The 26,211-nt window shown below is 37.7% G+C and carries 29 protein-coding genes and 5 pseudogenes; 8 read left to right on the top strand and 26 right to left on the bottom strand.

From position 1 onward, the window contains the following. Positions 1 to 118: 118 nt before the first annotated feature. The 11 genes and pseudogenes from AT575_RS08575 to AT575_RS08535 form a co-directional block, all read right to left on the bottom strand. Positions 119 to 667, bottom strand: a pseudogene (locus tag AT575_RS08575) (site-specific integrase); the annotation flags it as partial. Between the two features lie 101 nt (positions 668 to 768). Beyond that, positions 769 to 1,146, bottom strand: coding sequence for a hypothetical protein (locus tag AT575_RS10910; RefSeq protein ID WP_245871531.1), 378 nt, complete (start codon positions 1,144 to 1,146; stop codon positions 769 to 771). 1 nt (position 1,147) lies between these two features. Next, positions 1,148 to 1,285 (bottom strand): hypothetical protein, encoded by a 138-nt coding sequence (locus AT575_RS11020; RefSeq protein ID WP_247212879.1) that lies wholly within the window; start codon positions 1,283 to 1,285, stop codon positions 1,148 to 1,150. Further along, positions 1,278 to 1,538: a DUF1310 family protein gene (locus AT575_RS08565; RefSeq protein WP_281254366.1), complete on the bottom strand. Its 261-nt coding sequence runs from the start codon at positions 1,536 to 1,538 to the stop codon at positions 1,278 to 1,280. Before AT575_RS08565 ends, AT575_RS11020 begins: the two co-directional genes overlap by 8 nt. A gap of 103 nt (positions 1,539 to 1,641) precedes the next feature. Continuing rightward, entirely contained in the window at positions 1,642 to 1,932 is a 291-nt protein-coding gene (locus AT575_RS08560) for a WXG100 family type VII secretion target (RefSeq protein ID WP_102777977.1), read from the bottom strand. A 369-nt stretch (positions 1,933 to 2,301) separates the two neighbouring features. Next, positions 2,302 to 2,814: a GNAT family N-acetyltransferase gene (locus AT575_RS08555; RefSeq protein WP_041781627.1), complete on the bottom strand. Its 513-nt coding sequence runs from the start codon at positions 2,812 to 2,814 to the stop codon at positions 2,302 to 2,304. Positions 2,815 to 2,831: 17 nt separating this feature from the next. Further along, complete coding sequence (locus AT575_RS08550) at positions 2,832 to 3,392, bottom strand: histidine phosphatase family protein (protein WP_102777976.1); 561 nt, start codon at positions 3,390 to 3,392, stop codon at positions 2,832 to 2,834. A 33-nt stretch (positions 3,393 to 3,425) separates the two neighbouring features. Beyond that, on the bottom strand, positions 3,426 to 3,740 hold the full coding sequence (locus AT575_RS08545) for a GNAT family N-acetyltransferase (protein ID WP_281254369.1): 315 nt from the start codon (positions 3,738 to 3,740) through the stop codon (positions 3,426 to 3,428). Positions 3,741 to 4,008: 268 nt separating this feature from the next. Next, the gene (locus AT575_RS08540) at positions 4,009 to 4,296 is read right to left on the bottom strand and encodes a DUF4298 domain-containing protein (RefSeq protein ID WP_102777975.1); all 288 of its coding nucleotides are present in this window, start codon (positions 4,294 to 4,296) and stop codon (positions 4,009 to 4,011) included. Between the two features lie 71 nt (positions 4,297 to 4,367). After that, positions 4,368 to 4,514 carry a hypothetical protein gene (locus tag AT575_RS10640; protein WP_165605240.1) on the bottom strand — a complete coding sequence of 49 codons (147 nt, stop codon included), beginning with the start codon at positions 4,512 to 4,514 and terminating at the stop codon, positions 4,368 to 4,370. Between the two features lie 156 nt (positions 4,515 to 4,670). After that, entirely contained in the window at positions 4,671 to 5,228 is a 558-nt protein-coding gene (locus AT575_RS08535; RefSeq protein WP_102777974.1) for a hypothetical protein, read from the bottom strand. Positions 5,229 to 5,396: 168 nt separating this feature from the next. Here AT575_RS08535 and AT575_RS08530 point away from each other — a divergent pair, with 168 nt between their 5' ends. The 5 genes and pseudogenes from AT575_RS08530 (at position 5,397) to AT575_RS08510 (ending at position 8,936) form a co-directional block, all read left to right on the top strand. Further along, positions 5,397 to 5,714 (top strand): MazG nucleotide pyrophosphohydrolase domain-containing protein, encoded by a 318-nt coding sequence (locus AT575_RS08530; RefSeq protein WP_102777973.1) that lies wholly within the window; start codon positions 5,397 to 5,399, stop codon positions 5,712 to 5,714. Next, the gene (locus tag AT575_RS08525; RefSeq protein ID WP_102777972.1) at positions 5,711 to 6,274 is read left to right on the top strand and encodes an LOG family protein; all 564 of its coding nucleotides are present in this window, start codon (positions 5,711 to 5,713) and stop codon (positions 6,272 to 6,274) included. The genes AT575_RS08530 and AT575_RS08525 overlap by 4 nt, the downstream gene beginning before the upstream one ends. An 18-nt stretch (positions 6,275 to 6,292) precedes the next feature. Continuing rightward, a complete protein-coding gene (locus AT575_RS08520; protein WP_102777971.1) occupies positions 6,293 to 6,868 on the top strand; it encodes an isochorismatase family protein in 576 nt (191 codons plus the stop codon). Between the two features lie 9 nt (positions 6,869 to 6,877). After that, entirely contained in the window at positions 6,878 to 7,336 is a 459-nt protein-coding gene (locus AT575_RS08515; protein WP_102777970.1) for a GNAT family N-acetyltransferase, read from the top strand. A gap of 167 nt (positions 7,337 to 7,503) precedes the next feature. Continuing rightward, positions 7,504 to 8,936, top strand: a pseudogene (locus tag AT575_RS08510) (FAD/NAD(P)-binding protein). A gap of 16 nt (positions 8,937 to 8,952) precedes the next feature. On the opposite strand, the gene AT575_RS08505 reads toward AT575_RS08510, so the two are convergent. The 8 genes and pseudogenes from AT575_RS08505 to AT575_RS08470 all read right to left on the bottom strand — a co-directional run bounded on the left by AT575_RS08505 (position 8,953) and on the right by AT575_RS08470 (position 18,206). Continuing rightward, entirely contained in the window at positions 8,953 to 10,275 is a 1,323-nt protein-coding gene (locus AT575_RS08505; RefSeq protein WP_245871532.1) for a gluconokinase, read from the bottom strand. A 116-nt stretch (positions 10,276 to 10,391) separates the two neighbouring features. After that, a complete protein-coding gene (ascB, locus tag AT575_RS08500; protein WP_102777969.1) occupies positions 10,392 to 11,819 on the bottom strand; it encodes a 6-phospho-beta-glucosidase in 1,428 nt (475 codons plus the stop codon). An 8-nt stretch (positions 11,820 to 11,827) separates the two neighbouring features. Then, positions 11,828 to 12,726: pseudogene (gnd, locus tag AT575_RS08495) on the bottom strand (phosphogluconate dehydrogenase (NAD(+)-dependent, decarboxylating)). A 115-nt stretch (positions 12,727 to 12,841) separates the two neighbouring features. After that, positions 12,842 to 14,250, bottom strand: a pseudogene (locus tag AT575_RS08490) (glycoside hydrolase family 1 protein). Positions 14,251 to 14,260: 10 nt separating this feature from the next. After that, positions 14,261 to 15,571: a PTS sugar transporter subunit IIC gene (locus AT575_RS08485; protein ID WP_102777968.1), complete on the bottom strand. Its 1,311-nt coding sequence runs from the start codon at positions 15,569 to 15,571 to the stop codon at positions 14,261 to 14,263. Between the two features lie 9 nt (positions 15,572 to 15,580). Further along, on the bottom strand, positions 15,581 to 15,889 hold the full coding sequence (locus AT575_RS08480; protein ID WP_102777967.1) for a PTS sugar transporter subunit IIA: 309 nt from the start codon (positions 15,887 to 15,889) through the stop codon (positions 15,581 to 15,583). 10 nt (positions 15,890 to 15,899) lie between these two features. Then, on the bottom strand, positions 15,900 to 16,220 hold the full coding sequence (locus AT575_RS08475) for a PTS sugar transporter subunit IIB (protein WP_102777966.1): 321 nt from the start codon (positions 16,218 to 16,220) through the stop codon (positions 15,900 to 15,902). Positions 16,221 to 16,346: 126 nt separating this feature from the next. Next, positions 16,347 to 18,206, bottom strand: a complete 1,860-nt coding sequence (locus AT575_RS08470; protein WP_102777965.1) for a BglG family transcription antiterminator — start codon at positions 18,204 to 18,206, stop codon at positions 16,347 to 16,349. Between the two features lie 313 nt (positions 18,207 to 18,519). Between AT575_RS08470 and AT575_RS08465 the strand changes: the two genes are divergently transcribed. Genes AT575_RS08465 through AT575_RS08455 form a run of 3 tightly spaced genes read left to right on the top strand, consistent with a single transcriptional unit; the run spans position 18,520 to position 20,567 of the window. Beyond that, complete coding sequence (locus AT575_RS08465) at positions 18,520 to 18,987, top strand: DUF2975 domain-containing protein (RefSeq protein ID WP_102777964.1); 468 nt, start codon at positions 18,520 to 18,522, stop codon at positions 18,985 to 18,987. 12 nt (positions 18,988 to 18,999) lie between these two features. Next, positions 19,000 to 19,227 (top strand): helix-turn-helix domain-containing protein, encoded by a 228-nt coding sequence (locus AT575_RS08460; RefSeq protein ID WP_102777963.1) that lies wholly within the window; start codon positions 19,000 to 19,002, stop codon positions 19,225 to 19,227. Then, positions 19,224 to 20,567 carry a DUF4153 domain-containing protein gene (locus AT575_RS08455; RefSeq protein ID WP_102777962.1) on the top strand — a complete coding sequence of 448 codons (1,344 nt, stop codon included), beginning with the start codon at positions 19,224 to 19,226 and terminating at the stop codon, positions 20,565 to 20,567. The genes AT575_RS08460 and AT575_RS08455 overlap by 4 nt, the downstream gene beginning before the upstream one ends. Positions 20,568 to 20,628: 61 nt before the next feature. On the opposite strand, the gene AT575_RS11015 is transcribed toward AT575_RS08455, so the two are convergent. The 7 genes and pseudogenes from AT575_RS11015 to AT575_RS08425 form a co-directional block, all read right to left on the bottom strand. Continuing rightward, on the bottom strand, positions 20,629 to 20,766 hold the full coding sequence (locus tag AT575_RS11015) for an EamA family transporter (RefSeq protein WP_281254365.1): 138 nt from the start codon (positions 20,764 to 20,766) through the stop codon (positions 20,629 to 20,631). Next, complete coding sequence (locus AT575_RS08450; RefSeq protein WP_281254368.1) at positions 20,702 to 21,553, bottom strand: DMT family transporter; 852 nt, start codon at positions 21,551 to 21,553, stop codon at positions 20,702 to 20,704. The genes AT575_RS11015 and AT575_RS08450 overlap by 65 nt, the downstream gene beginning before the upstream one ends. A 141-nt stretch (positions 21,554 to 21,694) precedes the next feature. Further along, complete coding sequence (locus AT575_RS08445; protein ID WP_102777961.1) at positions 21,695 to 22,291, bottom strand: response regulator transcription factor; 597 nt, start codon at positions 22,289 to 22,291, stop codon at positions 21,695 to 21,697. A 3-nt stretch (positions 22,292 to 22,294) separates the two neighbouring features. After that, complete coding sequence (locus AT575_RS08440) at positions 22,295 to 23,380, bottom strand: sensor histidine kinase (protein ID WP_102777960.1); 1,086 nt, start codon at positions 23,378 to 23,380, stop codon at positions 22,295 to 22,297. Then, positions 23,377 to 24,111, bottom strand: a complete 735-nt coding sequence (locus tag AT575_RS08435; protein WP_102777959.1) for an ABC transporter permease — start codon at positions 24,109 to 24,111, stop codon at positions 23,377 to 23,379. The genes AT575_RS08440 and AT575_RS08435 overlap by 4 nt, the downstream gene beginning before the upstream one ends. Beyond that, a complete protein-coding gene (locus AT575_RS08430) occupies positions 24,108 to 24,986 on the bottom strand; it encodes an ABC transporter ATP-binding protein (RefSeq protein ID WP_102777958.1) in 879 nt (292 codons plus the stop codon). The genes AT575_RS08435 and AT575_RS08430 overlap by 4 nt, the downstream gene beginning before the upstream one ends. Before the next feature lie 135 nt (positions 24,987 to 25,121). Beyond that, positions 25,122 to 26,071, bottom strand: a pseudogene (locus AT575_RS08425) (CPBP family intramembrane glutamic endopeptidase). Positions 26,072 to 26,211: the final 140 nt, after the last annotated feature.

Raw genomic sequence — 26,211 nt, 5'->3', positions numbered from 1 at the left:
AGGGGGCAGTTAATTAAATTGTTAAGTTTGAAAACCTTTGATTTTTAAAGGTTTTTTTCTTTGTTTTTTTTAATTTTGTTCTAAATTTGTTCTAGAACCACTTTTTTAAAATATTTCTTTAAGATACCAAAATTCTAACAGTTTCATATTCTTTATTGATTACCTCTGTCAAAACATGACCATAAGTCTCTAGTAACTGTGTAATATCCTTATGACCCATTAACTTTGCAACTACCCAAATATCTACACCTTTTGCTAATAAGTAACTTCCATAAGTATACCTTGCACCTGTTGCAGTCATTTTTGAATTAATATTTAATTTTTTTAAAACATTTTTAAGACTTTTATTTATCGCACTATTTGTCGAAACACCATATCTATAGTCATAAAATATTTGATTATTCATGTTTACAATTTTTAATTTTTTCAACATAACTTGCTGATCATCATACAACCGACTTAATATTAAAGCTAAAGATTGACTAATAGGAATCGTACGAATAGAAGTTTTTGGAGGACTAAAGATCCCCTTATCTCCACTAAACCTTCTATACGTTTTAATTTCTAAATTTTCAAAATCAACATCATCCCAAGTTAATGCTAAGGCTTCACCTACTCTTAAACCAGTTTTAAACAATACTAATAATAAAAAATAAACTAATACATTATATTTAGAACGACCTACACGACGCATAGATTTGATACAAAATTTGCGGTTTTCTGTTGAAAAGGCAACACTTTTCTGTACAAAATTTATAAAGTGTTTTTCTAGGCAATGTCTGCACCTTTATAGTCATCATTCGCTAAAACATTGTTTAGAGTATTTGCAGATGTAGCTAATTGAGGGGTAACCCCCTTTTTCCCATTTATGATTTTGTCTGCCATTGGAATATCATTTTCGAGCCAATCCACAGCAGAGCCTTTTGTACCTGGTCCTTCTGATCCTCTATAAATGACTGAGACCTCTTTTTTATCTTCACTTTGAACAACATAAGCTTTTTGGCCGAAATTATCAGTAACGACTTCACGGACAGTACCAATTTCTTTATAAGTTTCTTGTTTTCCGATAGTTACTGTCGCATCTACATCATAATCAGTATACTCTTCACTAGCAATTAATCTTCTCTCAAGGTCACTATATACCATATTAGTTCTCCTTAAGTAAAACATTTAAATCTTTTGAAATTCCACGTCCACCGATATCAATTCCTTTTCCCGTTAATTCATGTACTAATGTATAGGATAACTTATATTTTTTGTTGTTATTAATATAAATATTAACCATGATACCTCCCATTGGATTTTTTTTTTATTGATTTTTTATCAATACTATATTCTTTAACTCTACCTTTATTTGATAACGCATTTTTATCAAAGAATTTTAAATCATCTTCAATAAGGTGTTTAACTTCTTTACTTTCAACAATTTCTACCATCTGATCATATTCGCGTTTTTCTTGCAATTTATGTCCTCCTACTAAAATACCTACTGCAATTAATAAGCCTAAAAAAAAATATATAATCTTTTTATTATTCATCTTAACTCCTTTAATGTAATCAATTAAATACCCTCTACTAAGTATATCAAAAATAAGAAGGCTTATGCCTCCTAAGCTATACTTATGAATGAGAATAAACCAATTATTGATTAATCTGTGAAGCAATATCAGAGTCTGTTTGTTCAACAACATCTACAACTTTTAATAATTGTTGATTAATGTCTTCTAACAATTGTGCAAATTGTGTTATTTTTGGTGACAGTTCATTGAACTGTGCTTCAAAACTGTCAAATGCTGTACCATCCCAATTCTCATCAATAACTGCTTGCTCTTGCATTAAAGCAGTTAACACATCTGTAATCGATTGTGAGCCAGTTGTATATTTCTGCGCTGATGTACGAAGTTCTTCTGGTGTTAATTTAATTTGTGACATAAAGCATCCTCTTTCCTATGATCTCATTATAATACTTTGTTTATTAAAACACTGATATTTTATAAAAAGATACCAATTTCTTGTTATTGTATAAATACACAACAAATACGAAAAATTATACTTCCTTATTTATTCTATATTTTTACTTATTTGCCCACCGATTGCCCACCAAAATTGCAATTGATGATATCACTTAACAATAGTTATCGCTTCAAAACAGCCTTAAACACCTAATAACATCACTTATCGCACTTTTACAAACCTTAATTTTATCCTGTAGGGGGCATCATACTATACATAAAAAAAGCCTTTGATTAAAGGCTTTTTTGCTTGTCTCAGGAGGATTTGTCCCATCAATTGTCCCCGAAATTATTTATTATATTTTTTGATGTCAAATTGAAAATCTGAAATTTTCTGACGTTCAATTACTTCAAAATTTTCTTTTTGAAAATCTTTACGAATAGTAATTGAGTTTAGACAATCAAAGCCTAACTCTCTATATAATTTCATTGCTTTCAAATTTCTTGAAGCCACTTCTAGATACAAAGATTCCGAATATTGTTTTACTTTATTTTCTAGTATATTAATGACTTGTGTTCCTAGTCCTCTATTTTGAAATTGCTCATCTATAAATAAATCTTCTAACCAATCAATTTTAGCACCTCTATTTCCTAATCTTGCGAAACCAATATAGTGGTTTTGAAATTTAACTATATAGAAAAGATTACCCTCACTTTGCCATTCCTTGAAGTCTTGCTTACTCTCTTCATCAGTTTGAATATAGTTGCTATGTATCTTCCAAAAGCTCTTTATCAGTTCATAAGCACAATCAATAATATCCTGATTAGATTGAAGATTCACTTCGACTAGTTCTATTGACATTTGAGTACCTCTCTTTATTATATGATGATTTCTATATTTTTCTTTCGACTCTCATTGAACTCAAATTTGACAATCCATGGAAACTCATGTTTATATTTATTAAACATTTCATACTTAAAGTCTTCTTGATAATAATTAATTATTGTTGATAAGGCTGTTCCATGTGTCCCTATTACAACTATTTCATTTCTAGAAGTTTCTAAAATGGTATTTACAGCAAGAATATTTCTTTCTTGAACTTCTTTTAGACTTTCACCATTTGGCAACTTATAATTAAAGTCTTCCCATTGTTTTCGTGCCACTTCATTAAAATTATCAATCCATCCTTCAGAAAGTTTTCGTTCTCTTAATTCATCAATAATTGTAATTTGTTTATTCTTGCTATCTGCTAACGGTTTGATAGTGTCTATCGAACGTTTGTAAGGACTGGAATAAAACTTGTCTATCGCTATGGATGAAAACAAGTTAACTAATTTTTTGCTTGAATCTATCCCTTTTTCAGTTAATTCTCTTAAAACATCATCATGATTATTGTAATTAGGTTCAGCGTGACGTATAAAATATATAGTTGTTGTCATATTTCTCCATAGTATTTACAGTTTAAAATTATTTTAGAGCTCTTTCATCATTGAGTATTCATTAAGGAGCTCTCCATTTTTCAGTCGAATTGCACTTGGTTTAACACCTGTTATTCTAAAACCAAATTTCTCGTATAAAGCCCTAGCTCTCGAATTCCCCTCAACAAAATCTAATTCTATTTGTAAAATATCCTTATTATTATTTACTATATTTATTGCCTCGCTCAGTAACTTTGAACCCACTCCCTGACTCCAATACTTTTGCAAAACAGCAATTGATAGACTGGCTCTGTGCTTTGTCTTATAATATCTAACATCTGTGTACGAAAAAAAACATTTTCGAACAATATTTAAAATTCCAATAATTTTAAATTACCAGAAAATATCACTTTGTTTGGCTGAGATGATTTAACCTCAAAGATTGTTAGAAAGCAATATTATATTCCACTTCTTGTTAGATGTTACTTACAAATTAAAAGATGATATAAATATTTTATTCCAAAATAGATTAATATCAATTTCACAATTAGTACAATCCATAGGAAATGATATATTACATAAACAGCAACATGAGTAAAAAAGGTACACAAGATTATCCAGATTTCAGTCATAGTAATTAAATTGTTTTATACATTTGTGTAGATAGTGCTAGCATTTCTCCTAGCAAGTCACTATGGCTGATAATTAAATCATAGATGGTATCTTCTCCAAGAATTTTTAAATCAGGATTATTAATTTTATTTTCATGTAGGTTAAACCACTCATCACTACCATAAAATTTAGTTATTTCTTTAAAATCAGAATAGCTATTTTTATATTCCATTAACGCTTGAAATAGATTATCCTGAGTTTTTTGAAATTTTTTGTAGTTTTCTTCAAGTGTAATTAAATTTGGTTGATCCATTATTTTACCTCACAAGTTTTGTAAATATTATCACGCTAACTTTTTGTTATAGAATCCATAATAATGACAATCTATTTGTTGCTAACTAAATAAAGTTCGCTGTATCCTTGCAAAGAATTTTTGTAATTTTTTGCTTCTTCCTCGGTAATAAATTTTTTAACTATTTTTTTATATTGCCAACGACTACATTTTTCTGTTTTTAATACTTCCCAATGCATTTTTTCTACTCCTATTAAGAAATAATAGACAGACTATAGCATAGCAAGTTTTAAACTTCAAATTTTTATATGAAAATAAATTAAAATGTTCGGAAAAAATATGTAACAAAGAACTTAGTCACTTACTGGTACGAAGATGGTCTATCCGTAATTTCTTCAATTCTTACTGTCCCAATCACTGCTAAAACTACTGGTCCAGTCTGACAAAGCTTTATCATAATCCTCAAGGGAAACTAAGGTATCTTTGTCAGCATCTGTGTAACCTTCATTAGCATAAGTTGTGATGAGACCAAAATTTTGGATAACACTGCTATTAACGCCATTAACCCACATGACATTCAGTAAATAACGCGATTTCCAAACATGTGCATTGACCTTGCTGCTAGGGTCTTTAGATACTAGGTAGCTTTCCTCATTTGAATGAAAGCCAGTCAGATAATCCGTCAAAGCACCACTATTGCCATTGATGGTCTTCTTGGGATTTTGATAGTGTTTAGCAGCTTCCGCACCAATAAAATCATTTAATTGAATATGAGCCCACGTTGGACAACCATATTTATCTAACTTTCCTAGGGGGAAATAAGGTTCTCCTTTGTAAGACAGGAGTCCCAGTTCTTTATATTCGGTCTTACTCATTGCACTGACAGACAGAGGCGATGCTGACAGAATCAGTAAGCTTAGAATAGCACATAACAACACCTTTTTCCTCATCATAGATTCTCCACTCCCTAAAACTTTCAGGATATATCAAGCTTATATTACCATATTTGAAACGATTACTACCTCTCTAAGGATATCCGAATATTAGATTTTAAAGGTAAGCTCCCAATTTAACGACAAGTGTTTTTTTGATATGATATTGGTAAGACTGAGGAGGTAGTCATGGATATTAAAGCATATCAAAAATGGGTTAGTGATTTTTATCAGAAAAGGAATTGGTACCAATATCATTCTTTCATCCGAGCTAACTTTTTATGTGAAGAGGTCGGTGAACTCGCGCAAGCCATTCGAAAATATGAAATTGGGAGAGATAGGCCTGATGAGATTGAAAAATCGATGGCTGAAAATTTAGAAGATATTAAGGAAGAATTAGGAGATGTTCTAGATAATATCTTTATCATAGCTGACCAATATCAAATTTCATTAGAAGAGATTATCGAGGCACATAAAAATAAATTAGAAAGACGGTTTGAAGAATGAAATTAACCATTTTTTGCGGAGCAAGTGAGGGTAAGAATCCAATCTACAGAGAAAAAACCAGTGAATTAGGCCTTTGGATGGCCCAAAATAAGCACGATCTCGTATATGGCGGTGGTAAAGTTGGACTAATGGGTGTCATAGCTGATACAATCATCGCCCAAGGTGGTCAGACAATCGGTGTCATGCCGACTTTCTTAGAAGAAAGGGAAATTGCCCATGCAGGTCTCTCCCAACTGATTATCGTTGACGACATGCCAAAACGAAAAGCCAAAATGATGGCACTCGGGGATGCCTTCATCGCACTACCAGGTGGCCCTGGAACGCTAGAAGAAATTTCTGAAGTTATTTCCTGGTCACGCATCGGTCAAAATGATAACCCCTGTATTCTTTTTAACATCAACAACTATTTTGACCATTTAAGACAACAATTTGATCAGATGGTGACTGAAGGCTTTTTAAGCCAGCAGGATCGCGATAATATTCTGTTCTCAGATGACATTTCCGAAATCGAAAGCTTTATTCTTCATTATCAAGCGCCAAGTGTGCGAAAATATCAATAAGTAGAAAGGTATCATTTCATGAGTCACAATCATTTTCTAGCTAAAACAGCACTTTTACTGATCGATTTGCAATTAGGTATTCTTGAAATGCCAACACTGCCATATCCATCAGAAGAAATTACCCAGAATGCTAAACTTCTAATCGATCGCTTTCGTCAAGAAGATGCCTTTATTGCTTTTATCCGGGTAAAATTTCAAGATGGCAAGGATAAGTTGCACCCAAGTAATGCAATGGTTCAACTCCCCGGTGACGATATGAATTCTCGCTTCTCACAATTTCCTGAAAGCTTTCAAGTGACTGAATCTGATTACATTGTGGATAAAAGAGGTTTTAGCGGATTCTTTGGTACAGATTTAGATCTTCAACTCCGACGGCGTGGTATTGAAAACCTTGTTATATGTGGTATTTCTACGCATGCTGCTGTTGATTCGACAGCACGTGATGGCTATCAATATGCTTATAATCAGTACTTTATCACCGATGCCATGGGTGCCACGACTGAAGAATTACATTACTTTCCAATCAAAAACCTCTTCCCCCTTATGGGACAAGCTCTAACAACCAAAGATTTCTTACAGTTAATTGAAAAATAGGTTAGTGAAATGACAGAAACGATTTTTTATCTAAAAGCAAATCATCCGGATTCAGAAAAACGGATTGCTCTCATTCAGGAAATTGATTGGAAAGCTGGGCAATTTCTAGCAACGCGTTACAAGGAAAAGAACTTAGCTACAAGTGACCGGATTATTCTCGTTACCGATGAAAATCAAAAATTGATCGCTTTGGGAGCCTTGTTAGATCAGGATATCTTAAACAAAGATGATTATCCTCTTGGGCCTTTTTTATCGACAATTTATGTCGCACCAGCCTCACGGGGAAAAGGTTACAGTTTAAAAATCATTTCCTTACTGGAAGATCTTGCACTAAAACAAGGTTTTTCTAAACTCTACATTGTCACTGCTCACACCGGACTTTACGAAAAATGTGGTTACCACTTTCAATATGACGTTATCGACAGGTTTGGGCGTAAGATGCGACTTTTAAAAAAACACTTAGGCTAACACTCCCACTTTAGTTTTCTGCAAAAACACAGACTGGAAACCCATCAAAAATAGTTGCTCTTGATAAACAAACTCTTTTTAACCACTTGTTATCCCCCTCTTTTGTGCTATCATATTATTTAGCATTAAAAGGGGGTTCTTTTGTGGAAAAAATTGCTGTTGTTGGTATGGGAGTTAGTGGATTAGCGGTACTGTTGGCCTTCTCCCAACTTCCTGATGAGGAATTGGCTAAATTAGAAATTTACTGTTTTGATGATGCTCTGCATTTTGGCCGAGGACTACCCTTTCAGGAGGACCATGCCTCAGCACTGATTAATTCTCCCATCCATGATATCTCCTTTGATTACCGTCAGATGGGGGACTTTGTCCAGTGGATGCGCGACAATAATCAGGACACTTCGCACCCTTATGTCTCACGCGCCCTTTATGGTCACTATATGTCCCAAAGAGGCCTGGAGCTAATGACTAAGTTGCCGGTTCAACGTCTTGAGCAACGGGTTGACCGGATAATCTACCTTCCTGAAAATCAAAAATGGCAGCTTCTTACCCAAGGCCAGCCATTTCCGTCTGATTTTGATGAGGTCCACCTTGCCTGTGGTCAGTTGCCGGTTCTTGACCCCTTCGCCTTGCAGGGTCACGCCAACTACATTGCCGATCCTTATCCCTTAGATGATTTACGTTTTTTGGGAAAATGGGACAAGCCAGAGATAGCAGTCATCGGTACAGGTTTGGCGGCAGTGGATGTCATCAAATTTTTACTATCAGAGAGCTCCGCTTCGATAGCAGCTTTCTCCCGTAGCAACCATCTACCAACGGCAGAATCATCGAGGGTGACCCAATCAGCTGGCAGTATCTGACCGACCAGAACTTGGCTTCAATCTTAAACCAGGACAAGCCATCCTTTACATTAAAAACTTTTGAAACCTTATTCTCTTCAGAACTTACAGCACTGGGCTTTACTGATTGGGAAGAGACCCAAAAGCAATTCTTGGCAGACGGCCTCAAGGGGCTTGAGCTATCACTGGCTAACCCAGCGCAGCTCTTTTCTTTGCAACAGCTGGCTAGCCGAGTCGCCGACCTCTTTACAGACTTGTGGCCACTGATGACAAGTGAGGATCGCAGAGCTTTTCAGCAAATCTATGGCAAGTCCATCCTCAACTTACGCAATCCCATGCCTGAAGAATCAGCGCGGGTCCTCATAGCCGCTGCCAAAGAAGGAAGACTAACAATCATTGACGCCATTGAAAGCATCCAAGCGCAAAATGGCCAGTTTGTTCTCAAAAGACAAGACGAGCAAGACCTAAACATGGACGTTGTCATCAACGCTACCGGCTATCACCTGTCAGACAAGTCACTAAAGAATGCCACCCCACTCCTGCAAGAACTAATTGCTGACGGGCTTTGCCAACTTGATTCCTTTGGCGGCCTGTCCATTCTGCCAGAGACCTCACAAGTCATTTCAACTCGCTATGGCGTCCTAGAAAACCTCTACGCACACGGAGCTCTCATCAATGGAACGATTTACCAAAACAACTCCACCATCAAAATCCAAAAAATGGCGGAGCGAGCCATTTTCCATAAAAGTAAAGAAACATCCTGATGAGGATGTTTCTTTTTTAAATCAAAACCTTAAAATTCTCTTCATAGGCTTCTGTATAAAGCTGATGGTTTTCAGCATTTGGATGGTATTCTTGGTCGCGACTTTGGCTTATATAACTTTGTCCTAGGGCCTCTTTTGAGAGAAAGAAAGCAGCTCGGCACCCCACTTCTTTCTCATCTGATTGGATAATGGTTTTACCAGTAATATCTGCTAAGAGTTCAATAAATAATTGCGTTTGGAAGAGACCGCCACTGACATAGAGTGTGTCCACAGGGTAGTGTTCTTCGATACTTTCCAAAATCATGCGGATGTTATAAAAGAGTCCCTCCATACAAGCACGCGCAAAGTGGGCTTTCTGATGGGTAAAGGATAGATTATGGAAAGAACCTCTGATTTCAGAATCCCATAGGGGTGCTCTTTCACCACCAAGGTAGGGTAGGAAGCAAAGCTTGTCTGCACCGATTGGTGTTGCTTGGATATCTTGAAAAATGGTCTCCAGAGCCTGTCCTTGATAAAAGGTCTTATGTAGCCATTCCAGAATATTACCACCTGAATTACTTGGTCCACCAATGACCCAAAGGCCCTTTTTAACAGCGTAGGTAAAGAGACTACCACTTTCTTCCACTTGCAACTCTTGAGATAAAAGACGAACAGCTGATGAGGTTCCAATAGTAATAACGGCAGCCTTGTCAGCCATCTTTCCAATTCCCAGATTTGCCATAGGACCATCGCCCGCACCAAAAAGGAAACGGGTCTCTCCTGTCAAACCATTTAAGCCTTGGAAAACTTCTGGTACTCCCTCAAGGTAGTTCAGGGAATCCTTGATTTCTGGCAGTAAGGACTGCGAAATATCCAAATAGTCAAGAATATCCTGATCCCAGGTTCCTTGCTGCAGATTAATCAAACCAGTCCCCGTTGCAGAAGAAATGTCTATGGCATTGACGGCAAAGAGTCGATAAAAAAGATAGTCCTTAATCCCCATCAAATGGGCTGTTTGCGACATCACTTGTGGTTCTTCTTTTTGAAAATAGCTCAACTTAGCCAACCAACTCATTGGATGGATAGGCGTCCCAGAAGTGGCCATAAATCGCTGTCCCACTTCTGAGTCCTTAATGACTTTCGCAAAGGCTTTTGCCCGAGTATCAGCCCAGGTTATAGAAGGCGTTAGAAGGGAATAAGCTTGGTCTAAAAGAATTAATGAATGCATCTGGCATGAAAAAGCCACCGCATCAATCTTATCTTCTTCTTTCAGACCCTGACTGACTTCCTGAATGAGTTCAACCAAGCCTTGGTAAATAGCTTCAGGATCTTGCTCGGCATGCCCTTCTGAACCTCTGATCAGCTGATTTGCTCGACTGTGGCAGAAATTGCCTGACCATTGCTTTGGTAGAGAATTCCTTTTGTAGCTGTTGTCCCAATATCAATGCCCAAAATGTAATGCATAGCGTGCTCTTTCTAATCTAGGTTTCTGTCTGTAATTAATTTTTGATACCAATAATAGGAATCCTTTTTATATCTTGCTAAAGTGCCTTGGCCCTGGTCGTCCTTGTCTACGTAGATGACCCCGTAGCGTTTGGACATTTCACCAGTCGAAGCCGAAACCAAATCCAAAATCCCCCATGAAATATAACCAATCAAAGGAATGTTATCCTCAAGGGCTTTAGCCACTTCTTTCAGGTGTTCTTCCATGTAGGCAATCCGGTAAGGGTCGTGGACGGTCTTATCAGCTTCGAGTTGGTCCTGTGCACCTAGGCCATTTTCAACAATAAATAATGGCTTCTTGTATTTTTCATAAAGGCTGTTGATGGTGATGCGCAAGCCTTTTGGATCAATAGCCCAGCCCCAATCACTAACTTGCAGGTAAGGATTTTTGGCTGATTTGACCACATTGCCACTATTAATTTCGACACGACTCATATCAGCAATTGATGTTCGGGATGAATAATAACTGAAGGCCACAAAATCAACACTTGATTTGAGGGTCTGACGGTCTTCTTCAGTGATATCTATACTAATATTTTTGTCTTTGAGGATATTAGCCATATAGAAGGGATACTCTCCATGAACTTGGACATCAACAAAGAAGGTATTAAGGCGGTCGTCCATCATGGCTTTCCAGACGTCATCTGGGTTACAGGAATAGGGGTAAAAACTGCCTCCTGCAATCATGCAGCCAATTTGTCCCTGCGGGCATAGATTCTTGAATCTCTGAACAGCCTTGGAACTAGCCAATAACATATGATGCGCAGCTTGGAAGAGCACTTGGTCTCTGTTTTCATTTTCCGAAATAGCCAAGCCAGCACCCGAGAAAGGACTATGCAAGACGATGTTGATCTCGTTAAAGGTAATCCAGTAATCCACAAGCTGGCCAAAGGCTTTAAAACAAGTTTCGGCAAAGTTTAGGTAGAAATCGATAACCTGACGGTTGCGCCAAGAACCATAATCGCGGACCAAGCCCATTGGAATATCAAAATGGGCCAAGGTCACCAAGATTTTCATCTTTCTTTGGCGACATGCTTCAAAGAGATTTTGATAAAAGGCTAATCCTTCTGGATTTGGCTGTTTCTCATCACCATTTGGAAAGAGACGACTCCATGAGATTGAGGTTCTAAAAATCTCCAAGCCCATATCAGCCAACATGTCCAAGTCTTCTTGGTAATGATGATAGAAGTCAATACCAGTATGGCTAGGATAATAATGCTGATCATCAAGTTGGGGAGCGCTGACGTAGCCTAATTTGACAGGCATCCGATCTGCTCCATGAGGAATCATGTCAATATTTGACAGTCCTCGTCCCCCTTCTTGCCAAGCACCCTCGGCCTGGTTTGCTGCAATAGCACCACCAAAAAGAAAAGATTTAGGAAATTGACTTGTTTCTGTCATACCACTACCTATTTTCTAGTCACATCATGACCGCCAAAGCCATTTCGTAAGGCTGCCAAAACTTTTCCGGTTACTGTGTCATCTTGCAATGAGCGGTTACGCATCATCAATGAAAGGGCAATAACTGGTGCAGGAACCTCTAAATCAAGACTTTCCTCAACAGTCCATTTGCCTTCGCCAGATGCTTGAACCCGGCCGATGATATTTTCTAAATGTGGATCTTTAGCAAATTCTTGTTCAGCTAATTCCATTAGCCATCCGCGAATAACTGAACCGTGATTCCAAAGTTTAGCCACTTTTTCAAAGTCATAGTCAAAAGGACTAGCATCTAATATTTCAAAGCCTTCAGCAATAGCCTGCATCATGCCATATTCAATCCCGTTATGAATCATTTTCAAGTAATGGCCGCTACCAACGCGTCCAGTATAGAGGTAGCCATCTTCTTGAGCCAAAGCAGCAATAATTGCTCTACTAAAGGCCAAGCCTCTTGGTCGCCACCAATCATAAAGTTAGCACCATTTCGGGCACCGGACATGCCACCTGAAGTTCCCGCATCGAAGTAATAAAGACCTGCTTGATGGGCTACTTCTGCTTGTTTTAAATTATCTTTATAATTAGAATTGCCACCATCGATAATAATATCCTTGGCATCTAAATGTTCAATCAAATAATCAATAGTTTTATTTGTAATTTGTCCAGAAGGTAGCATGACCCAAACAATACGTGGAGTCGGCAAAGTAGCAATCATGTCATCAATACTTGCTACAGGTACAATTTTTTCTGAATAGTCAGCTGCTGTTTTAACAGCTTCTTGGTTAATATCATACACTGCTAGTTCTTGACCATGGTCAACAGCATTAAATGATAAATTTAAACCCATTTTCCCTAATCCAATAATTCCAAACATATAATCCTCTTTCCTTTTAAAAAATCAAATTGCGCCCAACAGGATGTGCGCAATTTGATTACTATTTGACTGGTCAGCTTTTTCATCTGACTGGCTAACAGTCAATCAAAATCCTTCACATTTTGTTCTCTAACTCAAATGACTGATTTTCAATTACTGATTTAAACCAGTAAGCTGATTTTTTTAAACTTCTTTTCTTATCATTTTCAAGATCAATCGAAACCAAACCATATCGATTTTTAAAAGCATTCATCGGTGAGACACAGTCAGTAAAGGCCCAGAGCATATAGCCCTCACATTTAGAACCTTCTTCAACCCCTCGAAGAAGATGGTAAAGATGTTGACTAATGTAGTCAATGCGGTACTGGTCATCAATCATACCTGACTGATCTTTGAAATTTTCCTCATTTTCCTGACCCATGCCATTTTCAGCAATAAACCAAGGAATATCAGGATAGTTACGATTCATATAAAGTGATAAGTCATACATAATTTGAGGATAAATTTCCCAACCGCGTGATTGATTCATCTGGCGACCAGGTAACTGAAAATCCTCATAGTATTTTTCTGGATGGAAGGGTTCACCTTCTCTCCAAGCAAATCGTTGTGATTTCACACGCTTTGGATAATATTGATTTAAACCAACAAAATCAAGCCTATTTGTGGAGATTAGAGCAAGCTCTTCTTCCGTCGGATCAAAATAAATATCATTTTCCTTGCAAAGCTCAATCAATTCTTCTGGATAAGACCCTTTAATCATAGGTCTAAGAAGACTCGATTATAAAATAAATCATACCTTCTAGCCGCATCAAGGTCTTCTGGAGAACTCGACCTAGGATAAACCATTTCTGGATTAATAATACAACCAATCCGTCCTGAATAGCCGCCCTCATGGAAAATCTTAACAACTTTTGCTGTGGCTAAGACCTTATGATAGTTCCAAAGCATCCATTTTTTCGAGTTTCTTTCATGTGGCCATCGAATAGCATCAAGATAGCAGCGGGTTTGACTGACAATTGGTTCATTAAAGGTTACCCATTGCTGAACTCGATCACCATATCGCTGAAAAACAATTTGAGCATATTGAGCAAATAAATCAACAACTTTTTTGCTAGACCAGGCATCGTATTTTTCCATTAACTGATAAGGAACTTCATAATGTTCCAAACAGATAATCGGTTGAACTCCGATTGCTAACAAGCCATCGATAAGAGCATCAATATGACTGGCATAATCTTCATCAACGATGAGATTTTCATAGTCGACAAAGAAACGAGACCAATTAATGGACGTCCGATAATGACTAATACCAATTTGCGACATTAAGTCTAAATCGTCCTGATACATTTCCATAAAATTGGTGGCTTCTTTTGGGCCCTGCCCCTGATGCCAAACAAAGGGCTCTTCTTGGAACCATTTGTCTAAGAAAGAATCTTGACCAGGTTTTTTTCCAATCCAACCCTCTGTTTGCCATGCCGAAGTGGCAGCTCCCAGAATGAAATTTTCTGGAATCTTTATTTTCATAATTAAATAATTAGTCTTTTACAAGTTGTTCTCTGTTTGCAATTTTAACAAATGGTAGGTAGATAAGAATTGAAACTACAATACAGATTGCTTGAGTTGCTACAGCTCCCCAGTTACCTGCAGTTGCAAGATAACCATTGATTAATGGTGGTGTTGGCCATGGAACCATTACGACAGCTTTAGCCGCAAATCCCATTGCAGTTGCAAAGTAACCAATTGTACCAGTAACTAACGGAGTGATGATAAATGGAATAGCTAAGATTGGGTTAAGCATGATTGGCATACCAAAGATTACTGGTTCGTTAATATTGAAGATACTTGGTCCAATTGAAAGTTTAGTGATTTCTTTCATGTCATCACGTTTACCAACTAAGAAGATTGATACTAAAAGACCAATAGTCACACCTGAACCACCCATACTCATATACATATCCCAGAAAGGCATAGTGATGATATTTGGAAGTTCTTTACCAGCTTGGAAAGCTTCAGTATTAACGGCAATTGCAGCAAGTAATAATGGTTCGCGGATTGGTTTAACCATTTGGTTACCGTGGATACCGATTACCCAGAAGACTTGAGCTACAAAGACAAGTAATAAGATACCTGGTAAGCCTTGAACAACACCTTCTAAAGGTTTTTGAACAATGTTATAGATAATATCGTAAGCATAAAGACCTGTGAGGGCTTTAATAATGAATCCACCAGTCGCAATAACTGAAACAGTAATGACAGTTGGGAATAAAGCTGAGAAGCTCTTAGCAACACTTGGTGGTACAGTGTCAGGCATTTTAATTTGTAATTTATCTTGACGGTTTAACCAGCTGTATAATTCAATTGCTAAAACAGCTACAATCATCCCTAAGAAGAGACCTTTAGTATCAGTGTATTGTTTTGCCAAAGCATTTGAAACCATTACTGATTTTTGATCTTCAGTGATAAATTCAAAAATAGTTGGGTTAACAGATAGGTAGCTCATAACAGCTACAATACCTGCAAAAACATTGTTTTGGTTATTCAGTTTTGACAATTCAATACCTATTAAGAAAACAACGTAGATGGTTAAGAAACTTAAGGTAACATATGAAATCCCTGAAGAAATTGGTTGTAAATCTGCTAAAAAACGTAAAGGTTCAAATCTTGCTAAACCAGTTTCAGCATTGAAAACCATGGCTGAGAACAAGGTACCAAAAGCACCAGTGATGATTACTGGAATCAAGGCTGCAAAAGCATTCTTAATTACAATGATATATCTTAGAGAGTTTACCCAGTTGGCAAAGCCTCCCAAGACTGTTGTCATTTTGTCTAAAAATGAATTTCCCATTTTTTTCTCCTAAAACTTTTTATAAATATCAATAACTTCTCTTGCTAAATCAAGGAAGGTAATTGCAGTCATTAAGTGGTCTTGACTATGAACTAAAAGCAATGAAAATGGAGTCATTTCACCATTTGCTTCTTTGGTGAGCAATGCTGTTTGTGCTTTATGAGCCTCAGCAATCTCTTGATTCGCTTCCTTCATTTTTAAGTCCGCTTCATCGTGTTTGCCTTCTTTAACCAAGGCAATGGCTTCCATGGCTGAAGATTTAGCATTCCCAGCATGGATTATGAGATTCATTGAGCTTTCTAAATCTTTCTGTTCCATATTGCCTCCACTATTTTGCCATCAAATCTTGCGCTTGTTTGACAACATTTGCCCCATTCATGGTTCCATAGTTTTGAGGTGAAATCAAATCAATAGGAATATTGTATTCAGCAAGTGCTTTTTTAAATTGTCCTTCCATAAAGCGTACTTGGGGGCCGAGGAGAATAACGTTAACCTTATTTTCAACAGCATAATCTATAGCTTCGGAAGAAGCGACAGCATTAACATCATAGTCTAAACCAGATGCATTAATGTAGTCTTTCATTTTTGTCACTAACAAACTTGTGCTCATTCCAGCAGAGCAAACTAATAGGATTTTTTCTTGACTCATGGTAAAAGTCCTTTCACTTTTTATAGTTTAATGATAGCGCTATCTTTATTGGACTACCATAACTCTTTTTACCGTAGACTAACGGTAAATGGACAAAAGAAAAAAACCAAATCCGTAGAAATGGCTTTATTTCAGTATTTCAACTAAGGTTTCAAAACGCGGTTGGTCAATAAGAGCTTGTACTTTTTCCTTATCGAACATCACATTACTGGTACTTTTATAGAAATTTTCCAGCTCTTTATCCTTTTCTTTACCTATAGACATCAAGAAAATAACTTGAATCTCATTACTTTCCCATAACATAGGTTTCTCCAAAATTGCTACACAGACAAAATTCTTAGTCGTCATCACCTTATAGGGGTGAGGTAAGGCAATATAACCGAAATTTGTTTGACCAAGAGCTTCACGTTTCATTACCGCCTCATAAAAATCATCAGGTGCTAAGCCATAATGACTAATATGTTGGCACATTTGTTTTAGAGCTTCTTCTTTAGACTCTGCCTTTAATTGAGGCATAAACAGATTAGTAGAGTAATAGTCTAGAAGATAATTCTTTTCCCCTTCTTCAAAGAACTGCTTATAAGTCAGGATGTCATTAGTATCAATAAATAAGTTAATCTCATAGATTGGGACAGGGTATTTCTTATTCAGAGAAACAGTCGTAAAGATATAGTCAATCTGGTGACCTTCAAAATCAAAGAAATCTAAATCTGAAACAGAAGATTCATAAACATGGTCAATGTATTCCCCAAAGGCTTGCAAATATTTGTATTTAAAGAGCTGTGAGCTGCTGGTTCCTGAAATACAGACTAAAAGGATATTTTTTCTGGCTAAAGCACGGTCTCGCTTCTCAGTGGCCAAAGCAAAAATTAAAGCAATGTAGGCAACCTCAGCCAAAGGAATCTCTTTTTGATAATATTCACTGAGAACAGTCACTGCCGTATTAGCAATCGTATAAGGAAAGGGGTACTCTTTAAGAATTTGCTCAGTCAAAGGGTTTTCAAGCAACATATTATAACGCAAGCGAATATCCATAGGAACAAGGTGCTGGCTAAGGGACATGCGCAAATCTAAATTACTGCGAAAATCAAGGTTTAAGGCCTTATTAACTTGTTCAAGCATTGAAAAGGCCAACTGATCAATGTGACTACTAATAATAAAGTTAGGACCAAATTTACTTAAGGAATTTGAAGACAACTTTGATGTAAATTGCAAAGCAATATAGTCGCGCTCATATTTATTGAAGTAGACCCCATTTACCTTATTGAGATAGTTGAGATAATCAGAAATAATCTTTTGCGAAGCAGGACTAATTTCTTTACGACCAGCCAAAGGTGTTTCAATACTAAAATTCTTTTTTATCCGTTGAATAGCAACGAAAACATAATGAATAAAAGCCTCGAGTGCCACTTCAGACATATGAACTTGATAAACTTGGTTACCAGCAATAATATATTCCATCAAGTTTCTAGTGAGCTGGCTATTTTCAATAGCGGCAAAATTATTGGTAACAATAAAGGTTCGAATATCAAACTCATTGCCCAAAAGCTTAATTCCATAATGCGGTTTGCGATCAATCTTTAAGTCATATAAGTCTAGTAAGTTTTCTAACTTCTTGATATGGCTGGAGACAATCCCGCGAGACACATACAATTGACCAGCAATCTCATCGATAGTCACATAATCTTCCGCATCTAAAAGCAAGTGGACCACTTCTTCATAAATCTCACGTTTCTGATTAGACTGGATTTTACTAGAACGGTTGACCTTTTCCAAAAAGAGCTTCTTATCCGAAATTTGGATAGTATAACCTTTTCCTCTTTTTGAAGAAATGGTGGCCCCAAAATCAGATAATATAGCATTTAATTCTTTGATTCTAGTTCTAACCGTTTTCTCACTGATGCCAAGCTTTTCAGATAGTTGCACCGATGAACAATAACTATCCTCGGATAAAAGCTCTACGATTTCATAATATTTTTCTTCCATATCACGCTTTCCTCTTCTAGGGATAGACCATTAATAAGTGGCTACCTGATGAATAGACAAAACCATGCATAAGCATGCATGGAAAATTAAAGTTTCAATTAATTATAACTGTCTTTCTTTGAATAAGCAATAAAGCGTTTTCGTATTTTATGGGAAAAGAAAGTAAAAAAAGCTATAATACTTCAAAAATTAAAATATAAACACCACTATTTTTATCGTTCCTCAACAACTTTTTATTAAAAAACGATATTTTTTTATTGATATTCGATAAAATTGTGCTATACTGGGTTCAAGAAACAGAGGAGATATATTTATGAAACCCCAAAATTATGAAGATTTTTCAATTCTTTTAACTAAAATTTGCTTGATTTCCCTTTTCATTGGAGCAGTCGGTCTCTTGTCAACTGGGACTTGGGTGGTGGATCTAGCCATTATTTACCCATCGCCATTTCTCCATGGTTCAGCCCGTTACCTGACCATGTTAATCATTGGTTATAGTATTGGCTTGATGTCACTCGTTTTTCTCTATCACCTATACAGCTTGGTCAGTCGTATCGGTAAGGAACAAATTTTCATTGAGAAAAATGTCCGTTGCCTGCAAATCCTTGGCTGGGAAGCGGCTGCCATTACCCTCTTATCATTTCTAATGGGGGTTACTTGCTACATTCCCATGCTCCTTATTACAGCCTCTGGCCTAGCCCTAACCCTGGTGATCCGCGTTATTCGCAATGCCTTCGGGAAAGCCGTCCAGTTACAAGACGAAGTCGATTTCACCATATAAGAAAGGGGACATATGATTCGTATTAATTTAGACTTGGTCATGACTCAGAAACATATCAGCGCCGGTCGATTGGCCGAACTGATTGAACTGACGCCCGCCAATCTTTCCATTTTGAAAAATAATAAGGCCAAAGCTATTCGCTTCTCCACCTTAAATGCCCTCTGCCGTGAGTTAGACTGTCAGCCTGGTGATATTTTGGAATATGTGCCCGACTCAGAAAGCGAGGCTATGGAAGAATGATTCTGCCTCAAAGAAGATCTCGCCTGTTGACGCCTCTTTTTATCCAAAAATTGAGCCAAAGGGAGCTGAGACACTATAAAATTGGTGCCTACCTCTCCTATATTCCAGCCTACCTCTACATTGTCAATATCTTTTCGGACAATCGCAGCCATTTGATTCTAGCTGCCTTAGCAGCTATTGGTTTAACCGAGTGGAACCTGGCCCATTTTGACTATCAACACTATTGGAAAGAAAAGAGACTTGAAGATACCTTACTTCTCTTCAGCTTACTGGCCCAACTCCTAGCTATCGGACTTTGGGGCTTGCCAGAAGAATTAGCTATTTTACAATTGCTTGGTCTACACATCACTTTCATCTATTACGTTCTTTCCCGCAACAACTTACTAATTCAAGGACGCTTCGGAGTTCTCAGCTTTATCGACGCCTTTCGCGGTTTTTGGACTATCCCTTTTGGTCATTTTCGCTTTCGTTCACGCATGCGAAAAATAAAAATGGCAACAGAAGACGCAAAACCAGCCATTAACCCCGGAATTCTAGTGACTGTCTTAGTCAGTCTGATAGTAGCCAGCATTTTAGGCTCTTTTGCCATTAGCCAGCTACAAGTGGTCTCAGAAAATTTTAAAGATGTCACACAAGAAATAGCTCATTTCTTTGGCTCCCTTTTTAGTAATCTAACTTGGTTAGATTACCTTTGTGACCTTTTCATCTATGGTCCCTTATCCCTACCATTAGGAGCTTATCTCTACGGATTAATCATTGCGCCAGTCATTCATCAAAAAGCAAGCAAACCAGACTATGCTAGCATTCAAGGCAATCTCAGTAATTACCGTGTACTTCCTCACTATAGTACTTACATCATTATCGGCAGTCTTTGTTTGATTTACAGTCTTTTCCTAGTCACAAGTATCTTTGATTTACAGTCCCTATTACAGTTGAATCACATCAGCCCTGAAGATGCTTCCTCAACAGCCGTCGCTGGCTTTTGGCAGCTGGTTCGCATTGCTTTATTAAACTTTACCATTTTGGCCCTCTGCTACTTTTTCTCCAGTGTCTTTATCTGGGACAAAAAAATAGGTAAAATCTTCCTAACTTTGCTATTTACATATACCTTGGCCTTTGCCCTCCTAGCAGCTTGGAAACTCTTTGGTATCTATATCAACCTTTACGGCCTAACGCCCCTTAGACTCATTTCCGGTTGGTTTATCATGGTTCTGATTTTTTGGACCTGTCTAACCTTAGTTAGACTCTATAAGTCATTCGACAGTATTCGTCTCGCTATCTTCTATACCCTGATTTCCTTTAGCTGCCTACCTTACCTCTTTGGTATCTTTATTAACTAATCAAATAGTCTCCCAGAATTCTGGAATACTATATTTTTATTTTGCCTTACTCTTCTAAATATCATCCCCGATTGGAAATATAAACCCCAAGCATAATAAGTAGGACACCAAGTATCTGAATAAATGTGAAGGATTCACCTAAAAGGAGGACACCTGATAAGATTGCTACTGCTGTTGAGACACCTATAAAGGAGGACACCTGATAAGATTGCTACTGCTGTTGAGACACCTATAAAGGAGGCTGTCCGATTGACCCCTAATTGGCTAATAGCATAATTAGATAAGAAGAAAGCTAGAACAGAACAGGCAATTCCTTGGTAAAGAACCGCCATGCCAAAGGAAGCTTGCTGCAATGGCAGAGCCCAAAGCTCCGCTAAATTACCTGTAGTCAGTCCCTCTATAATGGCCAATATGCTAAAGACGCAGAATCCCACCAAAATCATGACAAAGGTTAGCTCTACTCCCGAGAAAGCCTGGGATTTCTCAACCAAGACACAGTAAAAAGCATAGGATAGGACTGCTAAGAGCAGCATGGCATAGCCAAAGAAGGAAAAACTAGCCTGGACGCCAACCGCAAAGACACTAATCAAAACGCCTAAAACCGTTAGACTAATCCCCATCATTTGGCCCTTGGTCGGTTTATCCTTGAGCACCAAACTGGCCATTAGCAAGGTCACAACTGGAATGGTGGCCAAGAAGGCCCCACTTTCCGAAGCTGTCGTACTCTTTATCCCATAAGTTTCACCCACAAAATAGAGAACCGGACTAAAGAGACCCAATAAAATAGCTTGCCCCAACCCCTTTTTCTTAAGGTTTAGGGAAATGAGACCAAAGGCCCACATGACAAGCATGATTGCCAAAGCAAGAGCAAAACGCCAACCCAATAGAGCCATGGCAGACGCTTGACTAGCAGCCTCCTTGGTAAAAAGATAAGAGAGCCCAAAAAGAACCTCACACGAAAAGGCACTCAGGAAACCCAACAACATATTTTTCTGAGATTGATTATTCATGAGAATATTATAGCATGAAGAGATCCTTTCAGGAATTGTGTTTAAACTTTTTTACAAATGAGTTCAATCTAGACACAAAAAGAAACCTATTATTAAAAATGGGCTTCTTTTTTCTTACTATACCCAACCTTTTTCCTGAGCAATTTTGGCGGCTTCGGTTCGGTTGCTGGCATTGAGTTTGGTAAAGATACAGGTTAAGTAATTACGAACAGTGCCGTTTGATAAAAAGAGTTTTTGAGCTATTTCTTGGTTGGAGTCTCCTTGCGCAACCAGAGTCAAAACTTCTTGCTCTCGTTTACTTAAAGGGTTGCTTGAAAAAGTGACTTCCTCAATCAGCTCGGGTGAGTATTCTTTGCGTCCTTCGAGAACATTATGAATGGTCTGCATCAATTCAGAAATGGAACGGTCTTTCAAAACATAACCATCGACGTGAGCGGCTAAAGCACGTTTAAAATAGCCCTTCCTCTTGAAAGTGGTCACGATAATGACTTTAAGCTCTTGATGTTCCCGAACCCATTCTAAAACATCGAGGCCTGATTTTTCTGGCATTTCGATGTCGAGAATAGCCACATCAACAGTTTCTTGTTCCAGTAAATCAATAGCCTTTTGACCATTTTCGGCTTGAAAGACAGCCTCAACACCTGATTGATAAGTAAGGAGCTGACAAAGGGCGTCTCGTAACATGGATTGATCATCAGCAACTAATAATTTCATTTTTTACTCCTTTACAGGGATCCGAATGCTTATTTGAGTAGGATTTTTAGCTGAGCTAATGACAAGCTCTCCCCTCAATGGCACCAAACGGTCTTTGATACTATGTAGTTCTTGGCCAGTCAGATTTGAAAAACCAATACCATCATCTTGATAATTGAGCAAATAATCCGATTTTGTTTGACCAAAGGCAAGTTGACATGCTTTGGCCTGACTATGTTTCATAAGATTATTAATCAATTCTCGGATAATCATGCTCAATTTACTTTGAATAGCCAAAGGAAAAGTTTCTGCCACTTCTGCACCTTTTACTTGGAGGTCAATGCCAGCTAATTCTAACATATTAGATATGACTACCAGTTCCTCACTGATATTATGGTCCTTGAGACTTTCGACCATTTGTCTGACATCACTCGTCGCATTTTTGGTGATTTTTTGCAAATCAGCTACTTCCTTTTGAGCCTTGGCGATTTCACCATGATCCAAAAGGGTTTGGATTAAGTCAGCCTTAACCGTTAACATGACAAAGACGTGTCCCAGGGTATCGTGTAAGTCTTGGCCGATACGATTACGTTCATTTTCTGCCAAAAGGAGATTAATGGACTTGTTTTTTTCCATCAAGAGTTCTTTGGCTTCATCCCGTTTACGTTCCAACGTCCAAAAAATCAACATGGCAAAGTTGAGGATGGGAATGAGTAAGGTAAAGGTTTGGACCGCAATATCATGGACCTTGATAAAGACATATAGAATGACGAAAATGGTGCTGACAACATAGGAGATAAACCGAAAACTCTTAAAGTCATCCTGTAATCGGTAGACATAGAGGTTGTTGAGGTAAAAGTAGAACCAAATCATTCCACTATTGACCGTTAAGGTCATAAAGGTAATATAGAGCAGCATATAGACCCAAAGAAAGTTGGTCAGCCAGCTGATTTCTTCATGAACTATAATTAGGTAAGCCAGTAAAAATAAGAGGCTAAAAGGCAAGGTCCACAAAGGGTATCCGAAAAAGTAGATTCCCCCAAAAGGAAAAACCATAAACACTAAAGGGATATAATAGAGGGGATGTTGCCAGTGCCATTTGAATGTCATACCGTTACTTCTTTCCTTTGTTTAATTGCAAGCGCTATTATCATCATTATTATGGCATAGGCAAAGACAATAAGCAAGGATTGCCATTGGATGTGCGTTTTCTCAGCAAATGTTTTGACCAACTCATTAACATGGTAGGTTGGTGTTAGTTTCGAAACCTGCTGCATCCATTTCGGGAAAATGGAAATAGGCATCCAAGAACCCCCAACAATGGCTAATAAGAGAAAGGCCACATTCCCAACAATGGACATTAATTGAGGAGAAGGTATCTGAGCAATTAAAAGCCCTATAGCCAAAAAGACTAAGCCTGAAATCAGTAGTAAGATGACTGAACCAATCCATTGTTCCAAAGTCATTTCAACATCTCGGAAGACTTTGGCAATGGCAAAAGTAGCTAGGATAGAACAGGTAAAACTGATATAAACTCTAATAATTTTCGATAGATAGTATTGCAAGATACTAACATTGGCATGTTCCAAATAGAGTAGCCAGTGATTCTTTTGATCCTCAAATAACATGGAAGGAAAAGAGAAGAAGCCGAAACTAGACATGGAAAAGGCGGTCATGGTCAACATATAAGATTGGACAAACTCTTTTTGAACCTCAGGATCTGGTGACATGCTCATACCTGAGTAGAAAAGGAAGAAACCAACCGGCATGCCAATAGCCAGAATGAAAATGGGCCACTCACGCCATAATTTAATCCACTCAATTTTTAATAATGCTTTCATTCTCTTTCTCCTTGTGTTTGTTCAAATAAGCTATCTAAAAGCGACTTGTTTTGAATTTGAATCTCTTGAATGCTAACACCTGCAGCTTCTAATTGGGGCCATAGCTGAGCCAAATCCTTAGTTCTAAACTGCAAACTTTCTTTTTTCAGGATAAGGTGATTAATCAATGGTGAAGGCTCGAGTAAATCCTCATATTTGCGTGGCAAGGTAATTTCTTTTTCCATTTCCTCATTACCCAAAAGATAAGGACTGGTATCTTTCAATAATTTCCCCTGATGTAAAATCAAAATCCGTTCAGCCGTGTGTTCTACTTCTTCAATGTAGTGACTGGTGTAAAAAATAGTCTTTCCTTGCCCTTTTAAATCAGCAATGATTTCCCAAAATCGTTTGCGGGTTGACGTATCCATACCGGCTGTTGGTTCATCTAAGAAGAGAATATCGGCTTGACCGATGAGAATGAGGACAAATGAGAGCAGTCTTCTCTGGCCACCAGATAACTTTTCCGCAAGAAGATTTTTTTGCTGCTGCTCAAAGCCAAGCAAGGCATCAATTTCTTGAAGGGATAGTGGGTTGGTCGCAATATCTCTAAAGAAGGTTATCAACTCTTTAACTTTCAAATGATTAGGAATGGTATTGTCTTGTTGTAAGACAGCTATTTTTTCTTTCAAAGCTTGGTCCTTAGGGTTCTTGGATTGAATACTAATTTTACCTTGATTAATTTTTTTATCACCCAACATGGCACCAATAAGGGTTGACTTGCCGGCACCATTAGGACCAATCAAAGCAACACATTCACCTTCTTCAAGCTTAAAGGAAACATCCTTTAAAATCTCTTTCCCTTTAATCACTTTAGTGATCTTTTCAACCTTAATCATACTAGCCCTTCTTTCATTTAATCCTTTTGATAGTTTAAGTATAGTGAAAAGCTGACTTGACAACTAGTAAAAAAAGTCATGATGTCATATGACAAATGTCATCAAAAAAAGCCCTTCCGGGCTTGACTTAAATGCTCAGCTATTTTCCAAAGAAATCTCAGAGGTTGAGGTCTTTTTTTCTTGGCTTAATTGCCAAGCCAAATAGACACTTCCTACAAGCAAAACAAGACTTGCCAGTAAACTGCCTTCTGTCCCGAAAGCTCCGCCCGAAATCCAATCGGGAGCTCCCATTTTTTGGCCAAAATGCATGAGTGATGGTCCTGCCTGGGTACCAGAAACGGAAATGCCAAAGATGTTCCCTTGGGTAAAATTCCAGGCGCCATGGATACCAGCCACACCCCAGATATTATCCGTTTTGAGCATGTACAGAGCTAGAAAAATACCGACCATGATAATACTTAGAACAGAAAAGAAAGTGACATTATCATTACCTAAATGCATGATTCCAAAGAGACTACTTGAAATTGCAATAGCGATAATCAAGTTGGTTCGTTTGGCAATAATAGGTAATAACCAACCCCGAGTTAAGAGTTCTTCTGTCCCACCTTGGACCAACCAGAGGGGAATAATGAGGAGTAAGTAAGCCAGGGTTTTCAATGAGAAATCAAAGGATTTAAATTCCAAACCACCAAGGAGATAACTCAGACCAAGAGTCACTGCAAAGAGAAGAGTTCCAAGCAACCAGCCTTTCACTAACTGCCAAGCCACTTGTCCCTTGAAAAAACCTAAGCTACTAAAAGGACGTTTTTCGAACCACTTAACCCAAGCAAATAAAACCAGGACAACAAAGGGAAAAATACCCAATTCTACGAAAATACTTTCAGAAATTGCTTGAATCTCTACAACAAAGTCTGAAGTACCTTTAGCCAAGACTGATATGACAATCCCCATTCCCAGAATGAGACCGGCCAGCAAACTACCTGCAATGAAGAAAAGCTCTACCATCCCACAGGCTAATAGGGTCATGACCAGCCTGGAAATTTCTGATAACGCTCTGTCTCAACTTTTAAAATACGTTTTTCCATGACAAGCATCTCCTTGCTTTTTAATCACTTTCATTATAGATTAATTAAAAGAAGATAGCAATGATAATTAAAAATAAAAAACGCTTAATCATGTAACCATTTGATCCTGTCATTCGTTATACTAGTGAAGATAGGAAATG

Source organism: Streptococcus penaeicida (assembly GCF_002887775.1).
Lineage (GTDB): Bacteria > Bacillota > Bacilli > Lactobacillales > Streptococcaceae > Streptococcus > Streptococcus penaeicida.
Note: the sequence above shows the minus strand (reverse complement) of the source record. Positions and strands in the feature narration are given on the sequence as shown.